The sequence below is a fragment of the Gordonia namibiensis NBRC 108229 genome, from assembly GCF_000298235.1.
Lineage (GTDB): Bacteria > Actinomycetota > Actinomycetes > Mycobacteriales > Mycobacteriaceae > Gordonia > Gordonia namibiensis.
In genome coordinates, this window is record NZ_BAHE01000002.1 from 238,807 (window position 1) to 258,418 (window position 19,612).

Genomic DNA, 19,612 nt, shown 5'->3' on the forward strand with positions numbered 1-19,612 from the left:
GGAGTGTCGTATCCGGGTCTGCGCATCGAAGAGTCGGGTGAGGAAGTTTCTCGATCAAGCGTCTTCACGCGCATTCAACGCTTTTCCGAAAACGGTGAAGTATTCGCTTGTCGTCGAGGATTCCGACTCCCGGCTCCTGCGTCGGCAGTGGCATCGAGAAAACGACGTCGACGACTTCGGCGTGCCGGTGGGCAAGGACATCTGCTTCGCCTTCGCGGATCCTTCGGGCCGGCTGACGGAGTCGAAGCTGGAGAGCCTGTCGCGGGACATTCTCGCCGACCTCGAGCTCGACCCCTGGGACTCGGATTCGGGAGTCGATTCGCCGCCGGGAGGAGCTGCGGAATCGGTGCCCTGGATTCTCACCCTCAGCACCGACCCGGACCACATCTCACGCGCAGAGATCGCGGCTCGCCACCCGATGCTCGAGCTCCGCGCAAGGTCCCTGATCGCGACGTCCTGACGCCGACATCTCGCCACCTAGTAGAGGAAGCAACGATGACCACCGCAGCACCTGTCCCGACAACGCCCCTGACCCGCGATGTGCTCGAGCGTCAGCTGGCCGCGGAGATTCGCGATCGAGCCGTCGTCAGTGCCGAGGTCCTCGATCATCGCGCCGCCGGCGATCTGGACAACAACGACGCCTACCATCGCGCCCTTGAGCGTCTCGAATCGCTCGACCGGCGTCTGGCGCAGCTGTACGCCGCGCTGTCCACGGCAGATGCCGAACCGTCAGCAGACGGCACCGTCCAGGTCGGTTCGGTCGTCACCGTTGTCTTCGATCACGATCCAGCCGACGTCACCACCTTTCTGGTGGGAGCTCCGGAGCAGTACGCCCTGGTGGGTATGGACGTGTGTTCGCCCGACTCACCGCTCGGGCGTGCGGTGCTGGGCGCCGACGTCGGCGATGTCCGGACCTATCTGCTGCCGAACGGGCAGAAGAGCACGGTCGCGGTGAAAGACCACCGGATCGAGCTTCTCTGACGCAACGTGGCGGTGCATCCGGGGTCGCGGTCGTCCGGCGGTGCCCCGGTGAGAGCCGTCGTCGGGTCGGCCGAGGTCCGGACGAGCCGGCCGCAGCCGCCGGCTCGTAACCCGACTGCGACAGCCGAGGTGGTCGTCATCGCCCGACCGGGCGCGCTGACCACCAGGCTGTGCCGAACCCTCCGGAACCGAGGGCTGAACATCGAGATCGTGGACCCCGGGTTTGGTGGGCCGAGGGTCCGCGACACCGTCCCGGAGCGACGGATGACGGCCGGGGCGAGGTCGTGTATCGCCGTGCTGGGTCGCGCACCTCGGCCGCGGCGCAGGTGGTGGGACTGGCGGGGCCGTCGACTCGAACGACGACAGGAGGACGAACTGATAGACGCGGTGTCGATCGCCGCGTCGAACGCCCGCAGGCTCGGATTGCTGGTGGTCGCCGAAGCATCGAGACCCGATGAGACCGAGATCGCACGAGAACGTGCCCGGCACGTCGCACGCGTCGCCGGCTACGAGGCAGCCGTCAACGGAAACGCTCTGACCTCCACTTTCTATCTCGTGATGAGCACGTCGGAGCGATCTGCCAGGAATCTCACGGCGATCGTCGCCTGGGCGCGGCGTCGGACTGATTCACACATGTTTCCTGTCGCTCGATAGGCTGCGGGTTGGCGGTGACCCGATTCGGGGTGCACCGGCGTTCCGCACGAATCGAACAAGGAAGTGGTGGCCGCCGTGGCCGTGCTCGACGAGAAGATCAGCGATCTGTACGAACAGGTGGTTGCGCGCAACCCCGGAGAGGCCGAGTTCCACCAGGCCGTTCGTGAGGTCTTCGACAGCCTCGGACCCGTCCTGGCCAAGCACCCGCACTACGCCGACGCCGGCATCATCAAGCGTCTGACCGAACCCGAGCGGCAGATCATCTTCCGCGTGCCGTGGATCGACGACCAGAACCAGGTACAGGTCAACCGCGGATTCCGCGTCGAGTTCAACTCGGCACTCGGCCCCTACAAGGGCGGCCTGCGCTTCCACCCCAGCGTCTACCTCGGTGTGGTCAAGTTCCTCGGCTTCGAGCAGATCTTCAAGAACGCACTGACCGGGCTGCCGATCGGTGGCGGCAAGGGCGGTTCCGACTTCGACCCCAAGGGCAAGTCGGATCTCGAGATCATGCGGTTCTGCCAGTCCTTCATGACCGAGCTCTACCGCCACATCGGTGAGTACACCGACGTACCCGCGGGCGACATCGGCGTGGGCGGCCGCGAGATCGGTTACCTGTTCGGCCAGTACAAGCGCATCACCAACCGGTACGAATCCGGCGTCCTGACCGGCAAGGGGCTCGCCTGGGGCGGTTCGCAGGTGCGCACCGAGGCCACCGGGTACGGCGCGGTCTTCTTCGTCCGCGACATGCTCGCCGCAGCCGACGACAAGCTCGACGGCAAGACGGTCGTCGTCTCCGGTTCGGGCAACGTCGCCATCTTCGCCATCGAGAAGATCCAACAACTCGGTGGCCGCGTCGTCGCCTGCTCGGATTCGAGCGGGTACGTCGTCGACGAAGCCGGCATCGACCTCGAACTCCTCAAGGAGATCAAGAACGTCCAGCGGGGGCGCATCGGTGACTATGTGAACGCCCGTTCCTCGGCGCGGCTGGTCACAAACGGCTCGCTGTGGAACGTGCCCACGGACATCGCGATCCCGTGCGCAACGCAGAACGAGCTGAACGGCGCCGATGCCGCACAGCTCGTCAAGAACGGTGTCCGCGTCGTCGCCGAGGGCGCCAACATGCCCTGCACCCCCGAGGCAGTGCGCATCTTCGGCGAAGCGGGCGTCAGCTTCGCGCCCGGTAAGGCGGCGAACGCCGGCGGCGTGGCGACGAGCGCACTCGAGATGCAGCAGAACGCATCTCGCGACTCGTGGAGCTTCGGTTACACCGAGGAGCGCCTCTCCGAGATCATGACCTCCATTCACGATCACTGCCTGCACACCGCCGAGGAGTACGGCGTTCCCGGCAACTATGTGATGGGCGCGAACATCGCGGGCTTCACCCAGGTCGCCGACGCGATGCTGGCTCTCGGCTTGATCTGACCCCGGATCGGCCGCCGGTTCGCGAGCTCACCCGCGAACCGGCGGCCTTTTTCGTCGACGCTGTCGGCCGCGCGGACTATTGACACCTCGGTGACCACGGGTTTCACTGAGCCAACTCTCACAGGTCCGCGCGATTGGCAGGTCCCCATGGATATCGAGGTCTCTCCCCGTCACCCGGGCGTGCCGCTGCGATCCGGACCCGTTGCCGTGGTCCTCGCAGTGGTTGCGGCGGTTGTTCTCACAGTCGGGATCGCTCCGAGAGCAGCGGCGGCCCCGGCGAGTCCAACCGGTTTCGATCTCCCGTTCTCGGGCGCCCCGGCCTTCGAGCGCGTCGCGCCACCCAAGCTCACCAACCCGGCGCAACTGAACCAGCCACTCGGTCTCGCGGCCGCCAATCGGGTGGCCGCCGCCATCGGCTTGTCGCCGAAAGACGCTCTGTCCGAACAGCAGTACCGTGCACTGCTGACCGGCGGCGGGGTCGGCGGCAGCCGTGATGCCGCGAAGATCATCGACGCCTGCCTGCTCATCCTGACCAACACCAGGGGTCGCCCGATGTTCAGCGACTCCGTCGTCGGCAGCTACGGCCTGTACGTGAACAAGCAGGGCATGCTGCAGAGTCCGGCGAATGCGAGTGCGCCGACGCGACAGGTCAATTCACTGATCGCCCCCGGCGGCTACGTCGGCACCTGGCTGCGGAACAACGGAGCGCTCGACACACTGGCCGCACTCTATCGGTCGGCGTACACCGTCGAAGTCCCGTTCGGATTTGTCGCGCAACAGATGTCGGGAACCGCGCAGTTGGTGACGAACACCAAGGCGGGAGCGACAAGCACCGTCGGGATGTCGATGGCTCCCCCGCTCTGGATCGTGAACTTTGCACTGCTCTACATCGTCAAGCCCTCACTCGCGGCCGCGATGCCCGCCTACTGGGCTCCCATCCCGCCGCCGGTGGCCGCCGCGATCAAGGCGAGCCCCAACGGCCAGGTGCCTTACAGCAAGTACGCCTCGTACTTCCGGTGAATCACACGCCCGTACGAGAGTCGCGGTACGACGATAGGTAGTCAGTCCGTGGCAGGTGTGCACGCGATCGTGACGAGCGTTCCGGCGATCTCCCGACCTAGGGCCGACTTACGTAACGGGTTGTCCCGCAGTCGCATCGCGAGTTCGCCGGTGACGACGACAAGGACCTGTTCGGCGAGGTGGTCCGGGTCCGGGCACGGCAAACGAGCGGCGAGGTCGCGCAAGGTGTCCCGCATGTAGTCGGTGTCTCGTGTGACGGCCTCGGCGATCTCGGCAGGCGGGTCGGACATCTCGGCCGCGGTGCCGAGGAACGCGCACCATCGCGCGCCGTCCGGTCGTGCGGCGAACTCGTCGATGGCGTCGAAGATGGCGAGGAGCCGGCCCTCGTCGTCGGTCGCGGCGGCGATCGCATTCCCCCATGCCTCGCGCCACCGTGCGTGGCGTCGTTCGAGCGAGGCGGCGACGAGCGCCTCCTTGCTGCGGTAGCCCCGGTACAGCGTCGCGGCCGACACGCCCGCACGCGCGAGGATGGCGTCGACCGGCGTCGTCTCGATGCCGCGCGAGAACACCAGGTCATCAACTGCGTCGAGCAGTTTTTCCTCTGAGCTCTTGCGCATCCCCATGGTCGTCAGCCTAGTATCGAAAATATGAAACGCACGTTTTCGTTTGGTTCGGAGCGCGAGGGGTTGGTCGTGGTGACCGGCATAGCGTTCATCGCGGCGACCTACGGACTCGTGCGCCTCGCGTACGGGCTGTTCCTGCCCGACATCCAGACAGATCTGGCCCTCGACTCGGCCCGGGCGGGATACATTTCCGCAGGGTCGTCACTGGTCTATTGCCTTGCCGCGCTGTGCGGTTTCCTGTTCGGGCGACGGTGCCCACGTATGTTGATCGTCGTCGCCACGGCGACTGCGGCCGGCGGCGTCTGGGGCATGGCCGCGGCCGCGAATCTGGTCGTCTTCGGCATCTCCGCCGTGATCGCCTCGGTGGGGGCCGGACTGGCGTCACCGGCGATGGTGAGTGTCGTCAGGCGCAATCTCCCCGCCGAACGTATCGACCGGGGCCAGTCCATGGTCAACTCCGGCACCGGCCCCGGCCTCGTCGGCGCCGGCCTGCTGGCCCTGCTCTTCCTTCCCGGGTGGCGGCTGACCTGGGCGGTCATCGGCGGGATCACCGTGTTCATCACGATCGCTCTCCTGACGGCCGACCGGCCCGGTTCGGCCGATCGGGATGAGCAACGAGATGCCCTGTCCGTCGACTGGGTCCGTCGTCACCGAACGGCTCTGACCGCCGCGGTCCTGTTGGGTGTGGCGTCGAGCGCCATGTGGACCTACGGCCGCGCGATCCTCGTCGACACCGGCGGCTCGTCGCAGCGCGGCACGATCGTCGCGTGGATCATGATCGGGGTCGGCGGCGCAGCCGTGGCCGGATCCGCGATCCCGCTGGCGAAGTGGACCGCGACGTGCGCGTGGATCCTCAGCTGCTCGACGATGACGGTCGGCATCCTCCTCGTCGCTACGGCTCCGGGACAGATGGTGGTCGCGCTCGTCGGATGCCTGTTCTTCGGGTGGGGATTCACCTCGTCGACGTCGGCACTCATCGCCTGGACCTCGGCCATCGACGCCACTCGGTCCGCAGCAGGCACCGCACTGTTGTTCATCGCGTTGATGTTCGGGCAGGCCGTGGGTGCCACCGCCCTCGGCGCGATCATCACCGCTGCGAGTTACGCCGTCGCATTCGTGGTGGCCGCGGCGATCGCGGCGCTGTCGATCGCCGTGTCGACTCTCGAACGGACAGTCCGCCGAGCAGATGCCGAGGAGGCGGATGCGATGGTCGAGCCGGGGCGCGCGCCGTCAGACGAACCAGGACAACAGCTTTCCGCGGGACCAGCACCGACCGAGCGCGTCGCCGGCGACCTCGGAGTGCAGCCGTGTCGTTGACGGTTCGAAGACGGTGACGCCGATGATGCTGTGCCCCGACGCCGGACGGTCCCCGAGAGTCGGAATGGTGGGTGCGACGCCGACTCCCTCTACGGACACCCACGCAACTTTCCGTGCGGCGGAGGTCTCCCCCATCGCATGAACGAAGCGGCGTCGCCTCTCCGGCGGGAACCGCGACAGCGACCACGTCGTGAGGATGACGGGCAGAGCACGATCCGGGACACTCGTGACCGCCTCCGGAAGTACGGAAATCGGATCTCCCGAGATACGTTCCGGCGAAATCACTTTCGCCAGATCGATCTCGGCGTCGAGAACAGACCCGTCCGCGACGGCCCGCCGAATCCGGTCACGGCCGCCGGGGTCTCGAACGTCGAGCGGCGCACGGTCGAGGATCATTCGTACATCGACCTCCGGCAGCGGTGTCCTCGGTACTCGACCGTCACCCACCACCGAGCAGTCCACCTGCACCGGCGACGATGCATCGCCCAGATGCTGGTCGCCGCCGTAGGAGATCCCCACACGGTCGACGATGAGATTGAGTCCGAGGGGCCGTCCGACGTCGATCAGGCCGAGGTACTCGGCGTCGAGGCGCCGGGCAACCTCCGCGATGGCGGGATAGAGCACTGCATACCGACCCGCGTGGTCCTCAGACCGCCTGAGCACGCCTCAGGCCTCCTGCCGTGCGACCATCTCCGTGATCCAGACCGGCGCGTACGGCGAGATGCATCCCGGCGATGTCGGGTAGTCCTCGAGCACCCTTAGTCGCTCGCCGATTCCGATTGCGCGAGTGCGGTGTTCGGGATGCTCGATGCCGATCGTCGCCAGGCAGGTGTTCATCGCCCACTGCAGGCGTGCGGGGGCGTCCTTCATGCCGGCCTCAATGGTGTCGAGCAGCTCGGCGAGGTCGAGACCGTCGGGATTCTTGGCCACCCGCTCGGTCGTGAGGGCCCATCCGGCGCTCAGCGCCGCCTCGTCGGCGTCGTCCATCCACGCGAGGCGCAGCTCCTCCTTGTGCCCGTTCTTCTTCACCACGTAGTTGACCAGCCAGTCGTGCACCTTGGGGCGTGCGGCTTCGCGGACCATCGTGTCGAGCTGCGCGGCATCGAAGGCCTTCGGTCGACAGATCAGCAGCGCGACCAGCCGGGCCGCGGTGTCGCCGGTGGCCCACAGCGCGAGTGCCAGATCGTGCTGGGTCTTGAGTCGCTTGGCGACAGCCCGCAGCTTGGTCAGGTTCACCCCGTGGTCGTCCCCGTGTTTTTCGTTGACCGCACGAATCCTCGGGTCCTCGAGCTCGGCCAGCTCGGCGAGTACCTCTGCGACAGTCGCATCCAGGTCGGTACCGCTCGTCATCGATCTCCACCTCGTCCTCGCCCCGGTACGTCCGTTCGTCAGCCTACGACGCCCACTCAGGACCTGATCCCGGTCCACGTCAGCGGAGACCGCCACGATCGAGGGCCGCGCGGCATACGCTGGGGCAATGGCCTTGGTACTCGGACCGATTCTGCGGCACGTCGACGAGACATCTGCGCTGGTATGGGTCCAGACCGAGGCCCCGGCCGAGGTCGAGATCCTCGGGAGCCGGGCGCGCACCTTCGAGGTGCTCGGAAACCACTACGCCCTGGTCGAGATCACCGGACTCATTCCGGACACGACGATCGAGTACACGGTGACCGTCGACGGTTCCCGGGCGTGGCCCCTGCCGAGTTCGACCTTCCCGCCCAGCGTCATCCGCACCCGGGGTCCGGCGTCCGCCCATCATCACCGGTTCGTCTTCGGGTCCTGTCGATACCCCCGGGCCGAGGACCCCAGGATCGACCGGAAACTCGGCGTCGACGCGTTGGATTGCTACGCCGTCCGCATGCGCCGTCTGCCGGTCGCGGCGTGGCCGGACACGCTCATACTGCTCGGCGATCAGGTCTATGCCGACGAGCTGACCCCACAGGTCAAGGAGAAACTCGAGGCGACCAGAACCGCGACCAACGGCCCGTCCGACGAGGTGGTGAGCTTTCAGGAGTACGAAGGTCTCTACCGGCACACCTGGGGCGACCCGGAGATCCGTTGGATTCTGTCCACCGTCCCCACCGCGATGATCTTCGACGATCACGACATCCGCGACGACTGGAACACCTCGGACACCTGGCGCCGCGAGATGGAGAGCGAACCGTGGTGGCGGGACCGGATCCGGGCCGGACTCGCGTCGTACTGGGTGTACCAGCACCTGGGCAACCTGTCGCCTGCCGAGCTGGCCGCCTACGAGGACTACCGCGCAGTGAAGGACATCGACGGGGATTGCTGGCCGTATCTGGTCGACCTCGCCGACCGTGCCGACGCCGAAACCGACGGGGTCAAGGGGATCCGGTTCAGCTTTCGCTGGGACCTCGGTGCGAGCAGACTGACGATGATCGACTCCCGCAACGGCCGCATCCTCGCCGGCGGCGCACGAAAGATGGTGAGCGACGACGAATTCGACTGGGTCGAGCGTCAGGTGAACGACGACATCGAGTCGGTGGACCACCTGGTGCTCGGGTCGTCGTTGCCGTGGTTGCTCCCGCCCGTCCTGAGCGACGTCGAGACCCTCGACGAGATCGGGGCCCGGCACGACGGCTGGGTCGGCACACTGGCCGAGAAGGTCCGGCAGGGCGCCGATCTGGAACACTGGCCGGCCTTCTTCGATTCCTTCACCCGATTGAGTCGGATCATCAGCGATGTCGCCCGGCTCGGCACCGAGACGACCGGACCGGCGACGGTCAGTGTCTTGTCGGGCGACGTCCACCACAGCTACGCCGCACGAGCCGAATTCGACGAACCCACGAGCGCGACCGTGTTCCAACTGGTGTGCTCGCCGGTGCACAACGCCATTCCCCCGTACATGAAATCTGTGTTCCGCCTCGGCTGGTCGCCGCGCATCGCGCGGGTCGTCCGACGCTGGGCGAGCTTCCGCGGTTCACCGAAGCTCCCGGTCCGATGGCACAGCGAGGTGGGCCCGCTGTTCGGCAACACCATCGCGTCCCTGATCGTCGACGGCCGGGACGCGCGGGTCACCTTCGAGCAGCCCGATCTGAACGGCACCCTTCGTCTGGCGAGCGACCTGCCGCTGACGGGCCGGGAATCGGTAGAGAACGTGGGGACATAGCGCCGTCGTTCTCTACGAAATGCGGTCAGTCCAAGCAGAATTCGTTGCCCTCGGGGTCCAGCATGACGATGTGCCCGGCGCCGAGCGGAGGTGCGGGCTCGACGCGCCGGACCCGTCTCGCTCCCAGCGCGACGAGTCGTGCCGCCTCGGCCTCGTGGGAAGCCATGCGGTCGTCACCGGCGAGGCCCGGAGCCGCCCGGATGTCGAGGTGTACCCGGTTCTTCGCGGTCTTGCCCTCCGGCACGCGCTGGAAGAAGATCCGCGGACCGCGACCGTCGGGGTCGACCACCGCCGACGCATCGTTCCGGCGTTCCTCCGGTACGCCCATCGCCTCCAGCGCAGCGTCCCAGGTGTCGAATCCTGCGGGCGGCGCCTGGATCCGGTAGCCGAGCACCTCGGCCCAGAACGCGGCGAGGGCCGCGGGATCAGCACAGTCGAACGTCACCTGGATCTCTCTGCTCATACCTCCACTGTGGCCCTCGATGAGGACAGCCACGGTCCTCATCGCAAAGAAACTCTGCGGCGGTCAGCGAAGCCGTTCGCCGTACACGCGTCTGACCGCCATCACCATCAGCACGCGACGATCCGACACCATCACGCTGCGGTACTCGTCCCAGTCCGGGTGCTCGCCGGCGGCCTTCCGGTAGTAGTCGACGAGTGCCTCCACCTCGGGGCCGCGGGGATCGGCGCTCGGACCGATCAGCGTGACGTCCCCTTCTGCGGTCGCCCAGGTGTACCGGTCGGGCCCGGTCACCTCGAGCGCCGCGCGCGGATCACGGCGTAGGTTGACCGTCTTGGCGCGCCCCTCGGTCATCGACACGTAGATGGTGTCCGCGTCGCGGTCGTAGAACGGGGTCACCGGCGACAGTTGCGGAAGGCCGGAGGACTTGATGGTGGCGAGAACGCCGAGACGTGCTTCGGCGAGAAGGTCGCGCGGGTCGTACTCAGAGGTGGTCATGATCTGGGCAACTGCCCGCGGTCAGCGACTATTCCGGCGCGGCGGCCGCACCGGACCGGGCGCGGAAACCGGGCATCGGGCCACGAGGACCTATACCTTCATACGGTGTTCACGATCGGAATAGTGGCGGCATCGCTTGCCGCGGTGGCCTACGGACTGTCGACGGTCCTTCGCGCGCTCGGCGCCCGGAACGCCGCCGGGCCGGATACCGCAGGGGTCACGGCCGAGGGCGGGCCGTCGTTGCGCTCGACTCTCGACACCTTCCGCGACCCCGCCTTCCTCGTCGGCACCCTCATGGTGGTCCTCGGTTTCGCCGGCGGGGCCGTCGCCGCCCGACTGCTCCCACTCTTCCTGGCGCAGACGATCGTCGCCGGGAATCTGATCGTCACCGCGCTTCTCGGCAGCGCGCTCCTCGGTACGAAGCTCCGAGGCCGAGACCTGGGCGCGATGGGCGTCGTCGTGGCATCGCTCTGCATGCTCGGCGCGTCGGCGTCACACGAGGCCAGAACCGCCCACGACATGACCTTTCACTGGGCTCTCTTCATCGTGTCGACGGTGGTCGCGGTCGTCGGCCTGATCGTCGTCCGCCTACTCGGACGGCGCGGCGCGATCCTCGCGGGAGCGCTCGCCGGCGCGATGTACGGCGCCCTCGCGGTGGCGGTGCGCGTCCTCGACGGCGTGCACCCGTTCGACCCCGCAGCCCTGCTGACCGACCCGGCGGCCTGGACCATCGCCCTCGCCGGCGCACTCGCGTTCTACGTGCAGACCGTCGCGCTCCAACTCGGTCCCGTCAACGCCGTCACCGCGGTGCTCGTGGTGGGCGAGGTCGGGATTCCGTCGGTGATCGGCGTGCTGTTCCTCGGCGACCGCGCCGTCGACGGACTCGGGTGGCTCGCCTACGTCGGTTTCGCCGGGGCGATAGCGGGAGCCTTCGCGGTCGCGTGGCTCACCTCCCAACCCGACGGCAACGACGCCCCGCGCGGAGTTCCCGCAGGTTCGACCTCCTGACATTGCGACATTCTTCTCTATTTGTGTCTTTGGCCGTAGGATCGGCGCCATGGACGTGCGCGAGATCCTGACCACCATCCCCACCGACACCGCCGAGGCACTCGATCTGTTCGACTCGTGCGACGCGATCGACCCGGAGTTCATGATCGGCACCTGGCGCGGAGCGGAACTGCCGACCGGTCATCCCCTCGATGGATTTCTCGCCGCCAGCGGCTGGTGGGGCAAGCAGTTCGTCGACGCCGAGACCGTCCACCCGCTCCTCTTCCCCACCCGCGACCACACCGCGCTCTGGGCGATGAACCCGGCGATAGCCTTCAGTGGTCTCTCAGTCGCAGAGAAGACACCCCAGGTGAAGGCGATGTCCTTCGCGACACCGATCGCCGCCACCCGCTTGCTCAGCCAGACCCGGAAGGCACGCGCACGGCTGCGCACCACGCGTTATCGCGGCACCGACACCGCGACCATGGTCTACGACCAGCTGCCGATCAACGATGTCTTCCACCGACTGTCCGACGATTCGGTCCTCGGCGCCATGGATCTCAAGGGCTCACCGGCACCGTACTTCTTCGTGCTGCGACGCGATGACTCGCTGCGGCTGATCTAGACACTCAGAGATCGGCGAGCGCCGCTCTCAGCTTGTTCGCCTCGGCGACCGCATCACGAAGGGCGACCTTGGCCTCCGAGCGACCCTCCTCGGCGGTCGACAATCGCTGACGTGCGAAGCGCAGTGAGTCCTCGACGCGGGACAACTGCTCGCGAAGGTCCCGTGCCTCGGCGACGAGTTCGTCGACCTCCGAGGACGCCTCGTCCACCGCCGAAGACGCGTCGCCGAGGCTCTTACGCGCGGACTGCTCATCGTCCTCGGCCCGGGCGATCCGCGCCTCGAGTTCACGCCTGACCTCGGCGTCCTCGTCACTGTCCTCGCTCTCGTCGGCCGAATCCGTGTCGACGTTCTCCGGGTCGGCATCGTGGTCGTGACTGTCCTTGCGTTTCGACTCGTCCGGCGGGTCGGGCACGACGAAGACCCCTGCGGGACCGAACCCGCTGTACTCGGCTGAGGTGACGAGGCGTCCGTGTCGGAGGTCGGTCAGGATCTCGGCGTCGGCGATCGCGGCGCGCAGCGTCGTCGCGACCTCGCGAACCGCGCTGTCGGACAGCCCGACTCCGAGCGAGGACGCAGTGCCGGCCACCCCGTCGACGGAGGAGTTGATCAACTCCTGGCGGCGGCGGGACAGCTCACGCATCGTGTCGGCCGCCGAACGTCGTTGCGCCGCAGACAGGTCCGCGGCCAGCGCGGTCACCTGGTCGCAGTCATCGGGATTCGCGCGCACCCACTGATTGATCGCCCACGCGGCCTGCGTCGGCCTGCGCAATTTCGAGATGTCCTTTGCCAGAGAGGTTTCACCGTCGGCTTTGACCTCCTTGGCGATCTCGTTTCGCCGCTTCACGAACACGTCCGGCGTCAGGCCGTAGAGTTCGTCGACGATCTCGTCGTAGCGGGACATCACATCACCCGCGACCGGCAGGATGTCGGTTCCACATGAGCCGATCCTACGTCTCCGACGTCCCGCCATCCGGCACCTAGCTGGGCCTAAACTTGAACCATTCCAAAAAAGGGTGCATACTCGTCCACATGCTCACCGACGACGACTGCGCCACCCAGCTGCGCGCAGCTCGACTCCGCGTCACCCGTCCGCGGGTCGCGGTCATGCGCGCGGTGCATGCACACCCCCACGCCGACACCGACACCGTGCTCGGTTCGACGAGAGCCGAACTCGCCGACGTCTCCCAGCAGACGGTCTATGACGTGTTGGCCGCGTTGACATCTGCCGGTCTCATCCGGCGGATCCAGCCGTCGGGACACGTGGCCCGCTACGAGTCCCGTATCGGCGACAACCACCACCATGTGGTCTGCCGCTCATGCGGTGCGATCGGGGACGTCGACTGCGCAGTCGGCGCAGCCCCGTGCCTGACCGCATCAAACGACCACGGTTTCGTCATCGACGAGGCCGAGGTCGTGTACTGGGGCCTCTGCCCCGACTGCAAGGCCTGAACCACCGAAGATCCGAACACACCTGACCGGCCGGCCCACACCTGTGGACCGGGCGGGATCACGGCTGTGCTCAGCCTCCATCACCATTTCCCGAAAGGAATGACATGGCGCAAGAACACCCGCCGATCGCCGAGGCCAACACCGAACCCACCGCCGGCGGCTGCCCGGTCATGCACGGCAAGGCCAAGCAACCCACCGAGGGCGGCGGAAACCGTGACTGGTGGCCGAACCAGATGAATCTCAAGATCCTGCAGCACAATCCGGATGTCGTGAATCCCCTCGACGCCGACTTCGACTACGACGAGGCACTCAAGGACCTCGACGTCGAGGCCCTCAAGGCGGACCTGACCGCCCTGATGACCGATTCGCAGGACTGGTGGCCCGCCGACTTCGGCCACTACGGCGGCCTGATGGTGCGCATGTCGTGGCACGCGGCGGGTACCTACCGCGTCCAGGACGGGCGCGGCGGCGCCGGAGCCGGCATGCAGCGCTTCGCACCCCTGAACAGCTGGCCGGACAACGCCAACCTCGACAAGGCGCGTCGTCTGCTGTGGCCGATCAAGAAGAAGTACGGCCAGGCCATCTCGTGGGCAGACCTGCTGGTCTTCGCCGGAAACGTCGCGCTCGAGTCGATGGGCTTCGAGACCGCCGGCTTCGCCTTCGGCCGCGTCGACGAGTGGGAGCCCGATGACGTCTACTGGGGTCCCGAGCTCGAGTGGCTGGCCGATCAGCGGTACTCCGGTGACCGCGAACTCGAGAACCCGCTGGCCGCTGTGCAGATGGGCCTCATCTACGTCAATCCCGAAGGGCCCGAGGGTAATCCGGACGTCCTGGGTTCGGCTGCCGACATCCGGGACACCTTCGCCCGGATGGCGATGAACGACGTCGAGACCGCGGCATTGATCGTCGGTGGCCACACCTTCGGCAAGACACACGGCGCCGGGGATGCGAGCCAGGTCGGCCCCGAGCCGGAGGCCGCCGCTCTCGAGGACGCCGGTCTCGGCTGGCGCAGCTCGCACGGCGAGGGGAAGGGTGCCGACACCATCACGAGTGGTCTCGAGGTCACCTGGAACCCGACCCCGACCCAGTGGGACAACGCCTTCCTGGAGACCCTCTACGGCTACGAGTGGGAGCTGTACAAGAGCCCTGCGGGTGCCAACCAGTGGCGTCCCAAGGACGGCGCCGGCAACGGCACCGTGCCGTTGGCCTTCGGTGACGGCAAGACCCACCCGTCGATGCTCACCAGCGATCTCGCACTTCGTTTCGACCCCGAGTACGGGAAGATCACCCGTCGCTGGCTGGATCACCCGGAGGAGCTGGCCGAGGAGTTCGCCAAGGCCTGGTTCAAGCTGCTCCACCGCGACATGGGCCCCGCGATCCGTTACCGCGGCCCGCTGGTTCCCGAGGTCACCTACGACTGGCAGGACAACGTGCCGGTGCACGAGGGACCGCTTGTCTCCGATGCCGACATCGCTGCCCTGAAGACTTCTCTGCTGGAGTCGGGTCTCTCGGTCTCGCAGCTGGTGAAGACCGCATGGGCTGCCGCATCGTCGTTCCGCGGCAGCGACTTCCGCGGTGGCGCCAACGGTGGTCGCCTTCGTCTGCAGCCACAGGCGAGCTGGGAGGCCAACGAGCCCGCCGAACTCGCCGACATCGTCGCGAAGCTGGAGCACATCGCCGAGTCGTTCACCGGCGAGGCCGGCGCGAAGATCTCCTTCGCCGACCTCGTCGTGCTCGGTGGCGTCGCCGCCATCGAGAAGGCCGCTCGCGATGCGGGAGTCGAGGTCTCCGTACCGTTCACGCCGGGCCGCACCGACGTGGCGCAGGATGACGTCGACGTCGAGTCGTTCGGCTACCTCGAGCCCACCGCCGACGGTTTCCGCAACTACGTCGGTGAGGGCCTCGCTCAGCCCGCCGAATTCAAGCTGCTCGACCGGGCGAACCTGCTCACCGTGAGCGCACCGGAGATGACCGCCCTCATCGGCGGCCTGCGCGTGCTCGGTGCGAACTACCAGAACTCGGCACTGGGAGTACTCACCGACAGGCCGGGCGTGCTGACGAACGATTACTTCGTCAACCTGCTCGACATGTCCACCAAGTGGTCCAAGACCGACGACGAGAACGTCTTCGTCGGCACCGACCGCGCGACCGGCGAGCAGACCTGGACCGGCAGCCGCGTCGACCTGGCGTTCAGCTCGAACTCCCAGCTGCGCGCCCTGGCGGAGGTGTATGCCTCCGATGACGCCAAGGAGAAGTTCGTCAAGGACTTCGTCGCGGCGTGGGACAAGGTCATGAACTCAGACCGGTTCGACATCTGATCACCCACGGCAGCTGATCAGTTTCAGCCGGGCACGATGCGGCGGTACCCCTCGGGTGCCGCCGCATCGTCGTCTGCGGTGACGGATCTCGTTCTGCCCGGCAGGATCGCGATTTCGGAACTATGCTGGCGCTTTCCTCGAGGTGGCGGATGACCGTCGTGGCAGAAGGAGATCGCGATGTCCGGCGAGCACAAGTCCCTGGGGCACATCCGGCTGACCTCGCACAGCGGCGGAGTCGACGCCCCGCCCATCCACTGGGGTGCACCCACCGCGGCCGAGCGCGGTCCCGTCATCGGGACGACCGGAGTTCGCGCTCACCGCAACGTGATCGGTACCCACAGCGGGTCGTACAGCGTCTACCGAGCGCTGGCGGTGGCCGCCGGGGCGTTGGCCCGCGACCATCGCGCCGATCTGACCAACACCTCCCCGACCGACCACATCGGTCCGTACCCGCAATGGGGAGACCCGAAGGCGATCGTCTCGCTCGACCCCTGGGGAGCGACGGTCGCGGAGAGCTTCCCCGACAAGATCGCCGCCGGCTACGACATCCGACCGACCATCGCGGTCACCAAGGCGCACGTCATCCTCCCCGAGATCGCCGAGGCCATCGAGAAGGGGCGGCTCGTCCCCGACGGCAAGCTGCTGCTCCCGAGCGGCGCCGCCCTGGTGACGAAGGCGGCGGTCGAACCCGTCTGGCATCTGCCCGGTGTCGCCGAACGCTTCGGCTGTTCCGAGGCCGAACTCCGGCGGGTGCTGTTCGAGGAGACCGGGGGCATGTATCCCGAGCTCGTCACGCGATCGGACCTGGAGGTCTTCCTGCCGCCGATCGGCGGGCAGACCGTCTACGTCTTCGGCGACGCACGTGATCTCGCCGACCCGTCGGTCGAGCTGACCGCCCGCGTCCACGACGAATGCAACGGGTCGGACGTGTTCGGTTCGGACATCTGCACGTGTCGTCCATACCTCACGCACGCGATCGAGGAGTGCATCCGCGGTACCCAGCGCGGTGGCGTGGGCCTGGTCGCGTACTCCCGCAAGGAGGGCCGGGCTCTGGGCGAGGTGACGAAGTTCCTCGTCTACAACGCCCGCAAGCGCCAGGAAGGCGGTGACACCGCCGACCAGTACTTCGCCCGCACGGAATGTGTTGCCGGAGTTCAGGACATGCGCTTCCAGGAACTCATGCCCGATGTGCTGCACTGGTTCGGGATCACCAAGATCCACCGGCTCGTCTCGATGAGCAACATGAAGTACGACGCGATCACCGGCTCGGGTATCGAGGTCGGCGAGCGGGTCAACATCCCCGACGAGCTGGTGCCGGCCGATGCGCGCGTGGAGATCGACGCCAAGATGGCCGCCGGCTACTTCACGCCCGGGCCGGTTCCCGACGCCGAGGCGTTGCGAAAGGTCAAGGGCCGGGGGCTCGAGTGAACGGCCCTGCGCGGGACGACACCGCCGACCGGTCCACCGAGACACCCGACACCGACGTCGCCGCCGCCGCGCTGCTGCGGACGAGCACCGCGGTACGCGAGCGTTCGCGCCAGCTCCTCCACCGCGCCCGCGACGGTCGGTCCGCCTGGTTCACGGTCCACTACGACGCTCTCGGTGCTGCCGCGGACGTCGTCGTGGAAACCACCCGCGGTCGCTATCCCGACGGCGCGATCCCGTTCCACAGCCGCTGGCGCCATTTCGAGGCCGGCGGGGTCGATCGGCTCGGATCGCTTCGAGACGCGCTGCCGCCGGCGGACTCCCCCGACCACACCCGCGCCCTCATCGACGTCGTCCTGGTCAGCGTGCTGCTGGATGCCGGGGCCGGTCCCGAGTGGTCCTACCGGGAGGAGTCGACCGGGCAGGTCCTCACCCGTTCGGAAGGCCTCGGCGTCGCCAGTTGGGCAGCCTTCACCGCCGGGTTGTTCTCCGACGATGCGGCGCAACCACTTCGGGTCGACGCGGCCGGCCTCCGTGCGGTGACGGTCGAGAGTCTGGGCAGCGCCTTCCAGGTCTCCCCCACCAATGCGCTCACCGGACTCGAGGGTCGCGTCGAACTGCTCCGTCGCCTCGGCGACGTTCTCGCCGACGAGCCGACGGTGTTCGGACCCGACGGCCGACCCGGCGCACTGTTCGATCACCTGACAGCGGGTGGTCGGGCGACGGTGAGCGCCGCCGAGATCCTCAGCGCCGTATTGACCCACCTCGGCCCGATCTGGCCGTCGGACAACAGGATCGGCGGCGTGCCGCTGGGTGACTGCTGGGCTCACCGCGCGGTGACCGGACCAGGCCTCACCGCCGGATGGGTTCCGTTCCACAAGCTGTCGCAGTGGTTGACCTACTCGCTGCTCGAACCGCTCCTCTGGGCCGGGATCGAGGTCACCGGCCTCGACGAGCTCACCGGTCTCCCCGAATACCGCAACGGTGGACTCTTCCTCGACACGGGCGTGCTCGTACTTCGGGATCCGGACTGGGCCGACGTCGAATGGGAGGTCGGCGACCAGATCGTCATCGAATGGCGCGCCCTCACCGTCGCCCTGCTCGATGAGATCGCCGAACTCGTCCGCGATCGGCTCGGGACCGACGCGGCGACGATGCCGTTGGCCTGCGTCCTCGAGGGCGGAACCTGGGCGGCCGGTCGGGTGCTAGCCGGCCGGTTGCGGAACGGGTTGCCGCCCTTGTCGATCCGCAGCACCGGAACCGTCTTCTGAGAACCACGATAGGGGAACCCATGGGCACCGTCTCCGTCATCGATCATCCGCTGGTACAGCACAAGCTCACCCTGATGCGGCGGAAAGACACGTCCACCAACGACTTCCGACGCCTGCTGAACGAGATCTCCACCCTCATGGCCTACGACGTGCTACGCGACATCCCCATGCACGAGGTCACCATCGACACACCCCTGGAGACCACCACGGCGAGCGTGATCGACGGCAAGAAACTGGTGTTCGCTGCAGTCCTGCGTGCCGGCGCCGGGATCGCCGACGGCATGCTCGGCGTGGTGCCGGGCGCACGTGTCGGCCACATCGGTCTGTATCGCGACCCCAAGACGATGGTGGTCGTCGAGTACTACTTCAAGATGCCCTCGGATCTGCACGAGCGCGACGTGGTGATCGTCGATCCGCTGCTCGCAACCGGTTTCTCGGCCGTCGCGGCGATCGATCGGATCAAGGAGTACTCGCCGCGGTCGATCAAGTTCGTGTGCCTCGTCGCCTGCCCCGAAGGCATCGACGTCCTGCACGAGGCCCATCCGGAGGTCCCGATCTACACAGCCGGGGTCGACCGCGAACTCGACGCCAACGGATTCGTCCGGCCCGGCTTGGGCGACGTCGGTGATCGGGTGTTCGGGACGGCGTGAAGCAGACCTAAGACACCTGCCAGGCCACCGCGGCGCCGATCGCGCCGGTGGCGTTGAGAGCACAGTGCAGGGCGATGGGTGCGAGGAGGCTCGTGGTGCGCTGCCGTAGCCAACCGAGGACGAAACCCGCGACGCCGGTCGCGACCACTGCACCCGCGATGCCCGCGACCTGCGCGACGGTGCCCGACCCGAGAGTGTCACTGAGTCCTTCGTTTCCCTCGGTGAGGCCGGTCGAGGACAGGACGTGCCACAGCCCGAAAGCGACGGCACCGTAGACCAGGGTCGCGGTCGGGCTGCACAACCGGCCGAGGGTTCCCTGCAGGACGCCGCGGAACATCAGTTCCTCGGGGAGGGCGGTCTGCAGCGGAATGACCACGAACGCGGCCAGCAACGCTTCGGACGTGTCGTCGTAGCGGTCCGAGAGGAAGAACTCGCGGGTCGCGGGTATCGCGACGGCGGTCGACACGATCGCGGCCACGACGATCACCGAGGCGACGGCGAACGGGACACCCGCGCGCAGTTCTGTGCGGCTCAGTCCCAGTTCACGGCAGTCGAGGCCGCCGAGCCGCGCGATGAGCAGCAACAGGATCGCCGCCACCGGGATGATCAGCACCGCAAGCACGCCGGTCGAGCGGTGCGCCGTGATGTTGGCCGCGATCAGGGCCACGACGACCACTACGAGCAGCACCGCGTCGTGGCGTCGGGACGGTGCGGTCACCCGTCGAGTGTCGCGCAGTGCCGCGACCCTTGGCGCCGAACGCCACGCGGTGACCCAGAAT

General features: G+C 67.4%; 20 protein-coding genes. 13 read left to right on the plus strand and 7 right to left on the minus strand.

The window, feature by feature from the left end; genetic code table 11:
* The first annotated feature begins 94 nt into the window (after positions 1 to 94).
* The 4 genes from GONAM_RS01315 to GONAM_RS01335 all read left to right on the plus strand — a co-directional run bounded on the left by GONAM_RS01315 (position 95) and on the right by GONAM_RS01335 (position 4,077).
* A complete protein-coding gene (locus GONAM_RS01315; RefSeq protein ID WP_167330262.1) occupies positions 95 to 460 on the plus strand; it encodes a hypothetical protein in 366 nt (121 codons plus the stop codon).
* Between the two features lie 35 nt (positions 461 to 495).
* The gene (locus GONAM_RS01320; RefSeq protein ID WP_006864971.1) at positions 496 to 981 is read left to right on the plus strand and encodes a GreA/GreB family elongation factor; all 486 of its coding nucleotides are present in this window, start codon (positions 496 to 498) and stop codon (positions 979 to 981) included.
* A gap of 717 nt (positions 982 to 1,698) precedes the next feature.
* Entirely contained in the window at positions 1,699 to 3,057 is a 1,359-nt protein-coding gene (gene gdhA / locus GONAM_RS01330; protein ID WP_006864973.1) for an NADP-specific glutamate dehydrogenase, read from the plus strand.
* 147 nt (positions 3,058 to 3,204) lie between these two features.
* Positions 3,205 to 4,077 carry a hypothetical protein gene (locus GONAM_RS01335; RefSeq protein WP_006864974.1) on the plus strand — a complete coding sequence of 291 codons (873 nt, stop codon included), beginning with the start codon at positions 3,205 to 3,207 and terminating at the stop codon, positions 4,075 to 4,077.
* A gap of 41 nt (positions 4,078 to 4,118) precedes the next feature.
* On the opposite strand, the gene GONAM_RS01340 is transcribed toward GONAM_RS01335, so the two are convergent.
* Positions 4,119 to 4,700: a TetR/AcrR family transcriptional regulator gene (locus GONAM_RS01340; RefSeq protein WP_006864975.1), complete on the minus strand. Its 582-nt coding sequence runs from the start codon at positions 4,698 to 4,700 to the stop codon at positions 4,119 to 4,121.
* 24 nt (positions 4,701 to 4,724) lie between these two features.
* Between GONAM_RS01340 and GONAM_RS01345 the strand changes: the two genes are divergently transcribed.
* Positions 4,725 to 6,017: an MFS transporter gene (locus GONAM_RS01345; RefSeq protein WP_006864976.1), complete on the plus strand. Its 1,293-nt coding sequence runs from the start codon at positions 4,725 to 4,727 to the stop codon at positions 6,015 to 6,017.
* Here GONAM_RS01345 and GONAM_RS01350 read toward each other — a convergent pair.
* Positions 5,931 to 6,680, minus strand: coding sequence for a DUF2332 family protein (locus GONAM_RS01350; RefSeq protein WP_006864977.1), 750 nt, complete (start codon positions 6,678 to 6,680; stop codon positions 5,931 to 5,933). The two genes, GONAM_RS01345 and GONAM_RS01350, sit on opposite strands and share 87 nt — an antisense overlap.
* A gap of 3 nt (positions 6,681 to 6,683) precedes the next feature.
* Entirely contained in the window at positions 6,684 to 7,367 is a 684-nt protein-coding gene (locus GONAM_RS01355; RefSeq protein WP_006864978.1) for a DNA alkylation repair protein, read from the minus strand.
* A gap of 127 nt (positions 7,368 to 7,494) precedes the next feature.
* On the opposite strand from GONAM_RS01355, the gene GONAM_RS01360 reads away from it, so the two are divergent.
* The gene (locus GONAM_RS01360) at positions 7,495 to 9,150 is read left to right on the plus strand and encodes an alkaline phosphatase D family protein (protein WP_006864979.1); all 1,656 of its coding nucleotides are present in this window, start codon (positions 7,495 to 7,497) and stop codon (positions 9,148 to 9,150) included.
* A gap of 25 nt (positions 9,151 to 9,175) precedes the next feature.
* Here the strand turns inward: GONAM_RS01360 and GONAM_RS01365 are convergent, their stop codons facing one another.
* Positions 9,176 to 9,613: a VOC family protein gene (locus tag GONAM_RS01365; protein WP_040535047.1), complete on the minus strand. Its 438-nt coding sequence runs from the start codon at positions 9,611 to 9,613 to the stop codon at positions 9,176 to 9,178.
* A 63-nt stretch (positions 9,614 to 9,676) separates the two neighbouring features.
* Complete coding sequence (locus GONAM_RS01370; RefSeq protein WP_006864981.1) at positions 9,677 to 10,108, minus strand: PPOX class F420-dependent oxidoreductase; 432 nt, start codon at positions 10,106 to 10,108, stop codon at positions 9,677 to 9,679.
* A 105-nt stretch (positions 10,109 to 10,213) separates the two neighbouring features.
* Here GONAM_RS01370 and GONAM_RS01375 point away from each other — a divergent pair, with 105 nt between their 5' ends.
* Positions 10,214 to 11,116 (plus strand): DMT family transporter, encoded by a 903-nt coding sequence (locus GONAM_RS01375; RefSeq protein ID WP_040534943.1) that lies wholly within the window; start codon positions 10,214 to 10,216, stop codon positions 11,114 to 11,116.
* A gap of 49 nt (positions 11,117 to 11,165) precedes the next feature.
* Positions 11,166 to 11,720, plus strand: coding sequence for a DUF4334 domain-containing protein (locus GONAM_RS01380; RefSeq protein WP_006864983.1), 555 nt, complete (start codon positions 11,166 to 11,168; stop codon positions 11,718 to 11,720).
* A gap of 4 nt (positions 11,721 to 11,724) precedes the next feature.
* On the opposite strand, the gene GONAM_RS01385 is transcribed toward GONAM_RS01380, so the two are convergent.
* On the minus strand, positions 11,725 to 12,621 hold the full coding sequence (locus GONAM_RS01385) for a hypothetical protein (protein ID WP_006864984.1): 897 nt from the start codon (positions 12,619 to 12,621) through the stop codon (positions 11,725 to 11,727).
* A 128-nt stretch (positions 12,622 to 12,749) separates the two neighbouring features.
* Here GONAM_RS01385 and GONAM_RS01390 point away from each other — a divergent pair, with 128 nt between their 5' ends.
* The 5 genes from GONAM_RS01390 (at position 12,750) to upp (ending at position 18,833) form a co-directional block, all read left to right on the plus strand.
* The gene (locus GONAM_RS01390; protein WP_006864985.1) at positions 12,750 to 13,169 is read left to right on the plus strand and encodes a Fur family transcriptional regulator; all 420 of its coding nucleotides are present in this window, start codon (positions 12,750 to 12,752) and stop codon (positions 13,167 to 13,169) included.
* 104 nt (positions 13,170 to 13,273) lie between these two features.
* Entirely contained in the window at positions 13,274 to 15,487 is a 2,214-nt protein-coding gene (gene katG, locus GONAM_RS01395; protein ID WP_006864986.1) for a catalase/peroxidase HPI, read from the plus strand.
* A gap of 177 nt (positions 15,488 to 15,664) precedes the next feature.
* A complete protein-coding gene (locus GONAM_RS01400) occupies positions 15,665 to 16,915 on the plus strand; it encodes a GTP cyclohydrolase II (RefSeq protein ID WP_006864987.1) in 1,251 nt (416 codons plus the stop codon).
* Positions 16,912 to 18,183 carry a URC4/urg3 family protein gene (locus tag GONAM_RS01405; RefSeq protein ID WP_006864988.1) on the plus strand — a complete coding sequence of 424 codons (1,272 nt, stop codon included), beginning with the start codon at positions 16,912 to 16,914 and terminating at the stop codon, positions 18,181 to 18,183. The genes GONAM_RS01400 and GONAM_RS01405 overlap by 4 nt, the downstream gene beginning before the upstream one ends.
* 20 nt (positions 18,184 to 18,203) lie before the next feature.
* Positions 18,204 to 18,833: a uracil phosphoribosyltransferase gene (upp, locus tag GONAM_RS01410; RefSeq protein ID WP_006864989.1), complete on the plus strand. Its 630-nt coding sequence runs from the start codon at positions 18,204 to 18,206 to the stop codon at positions 18,831 to 18,833.
* A gap of 7 nt (positions 18,834 to 18,840) precedes the next feature.
* Here the strand turns inward: upp and GONAM_RS01415 are convergent, their stop codons facing one another.
* Positions 18,841 to 19,551 carry a CPBP family intramembrane glutamic endopeptidase gene (locus GONAM_RS01415; protein WP_051992437.1) on the minus strand — a complete coding sequence of 237 codons (711 nt, stop codon included), beginning with the start codon at positions 19,549 to 19,551 and terminating at the stop codon, positions 18,841 to 18,843.
* Positions 19,552 to 19,612: the final 61 nt, after the last annotated feature.

Coding starts and splice junctions, on each gene's coding strand:
- GONAM_RS01355 (WP_006864978.1), bottom strand. CDS start 7,367: ATGACGAGCGGTACCGACCTGGATGCGACTGTCGCAGAGGTACTCGCC.
- upp (WP_006864989.1), top strand. CDS start 18,204: ATGGGCACCGTCTCCGTCATCGATCATCCGCTGGTACAGCACAAGCTC.
- GONAM_RS01380 (WP_006864983.1), top strand. CDS start 11,166: ATGGACGTGCGCGAGATCCTGACCACCATCCCCACCGACACCGCCGAG.
- GONAM_RS01370 (WP_006864981.1), bottom strand. CDS start 10,108: ATGACCACCTCTGAGTACGACCCGCGCGACCTTCTCGCCGAAGCACGT.
- GONAM_RS01385 (WP_006864984.1), bottom strand. CDS start 12,621: ATGTCCCGCTACGACGAGATCGTCGACGAACTCTACGGCCTGACGCCG.
- GONAM_RS01335 (WP_006864974.1), top strand. CDS start 3,205: ATGGATATCGAGGTCTCTCCCCGTCACCCGGGCGTGCCGCTGCGATCC.
- katG (WP_006864986.1), top strand. CDS start 13,274: ATGGCGCAAGAACACCCGCCGATCGCCGAGGCCAACACCGAACCCACC.
- GONAM_RS01320 (WP_006864971.1), top strand. CDS start 496: ATGACCACCGCAGCACCTGTCCCGACAACGCCCCTGACCCGCGATGTG.
- GONAM_RS01365 (WP_040535047.1), bottom strand. CDS start 9,613: ATGAGCAGAGAGATCCAGGTGACGTTCGACTGTGCTGATCCCGCGGCC.
- GONAM_RS01400 (WP_006864987.1), top strand. CDS start 15,665: ATGTCCGGCGAGCACAAGTCCCTGGGGCACATCCGGCTGACCTCGCAC.
- GONAM_RS01390 (WP_006864985.1), top strand. CDS start 12,750: ATGCTCACCGACGACGACTGCGCCACCCAGCTGCGCGCAGCTCGACTC.
- GONAM_RS01360 (WP_006864979.1), top strand. CDS start 7,495: ATGGCCTTGGTACTCGGACCGATTCTGCGGCACGTCGACGAGACATCT.
- GONAM_RS01345 (WP_006864976.1), top strand. CDS start 4,725: ATGAAACGCACGTTTTCGTTTGGTTCGGAGCGCGAGGGGTTGGTCGTG.
- GONAM_RS01340 (WP_006864975.1), bottom strand. CDS start 4,700: ATGGGGATGCGCAAGAGCTCAGAGGAAAAACTGCTCGACGCAGTTGAT.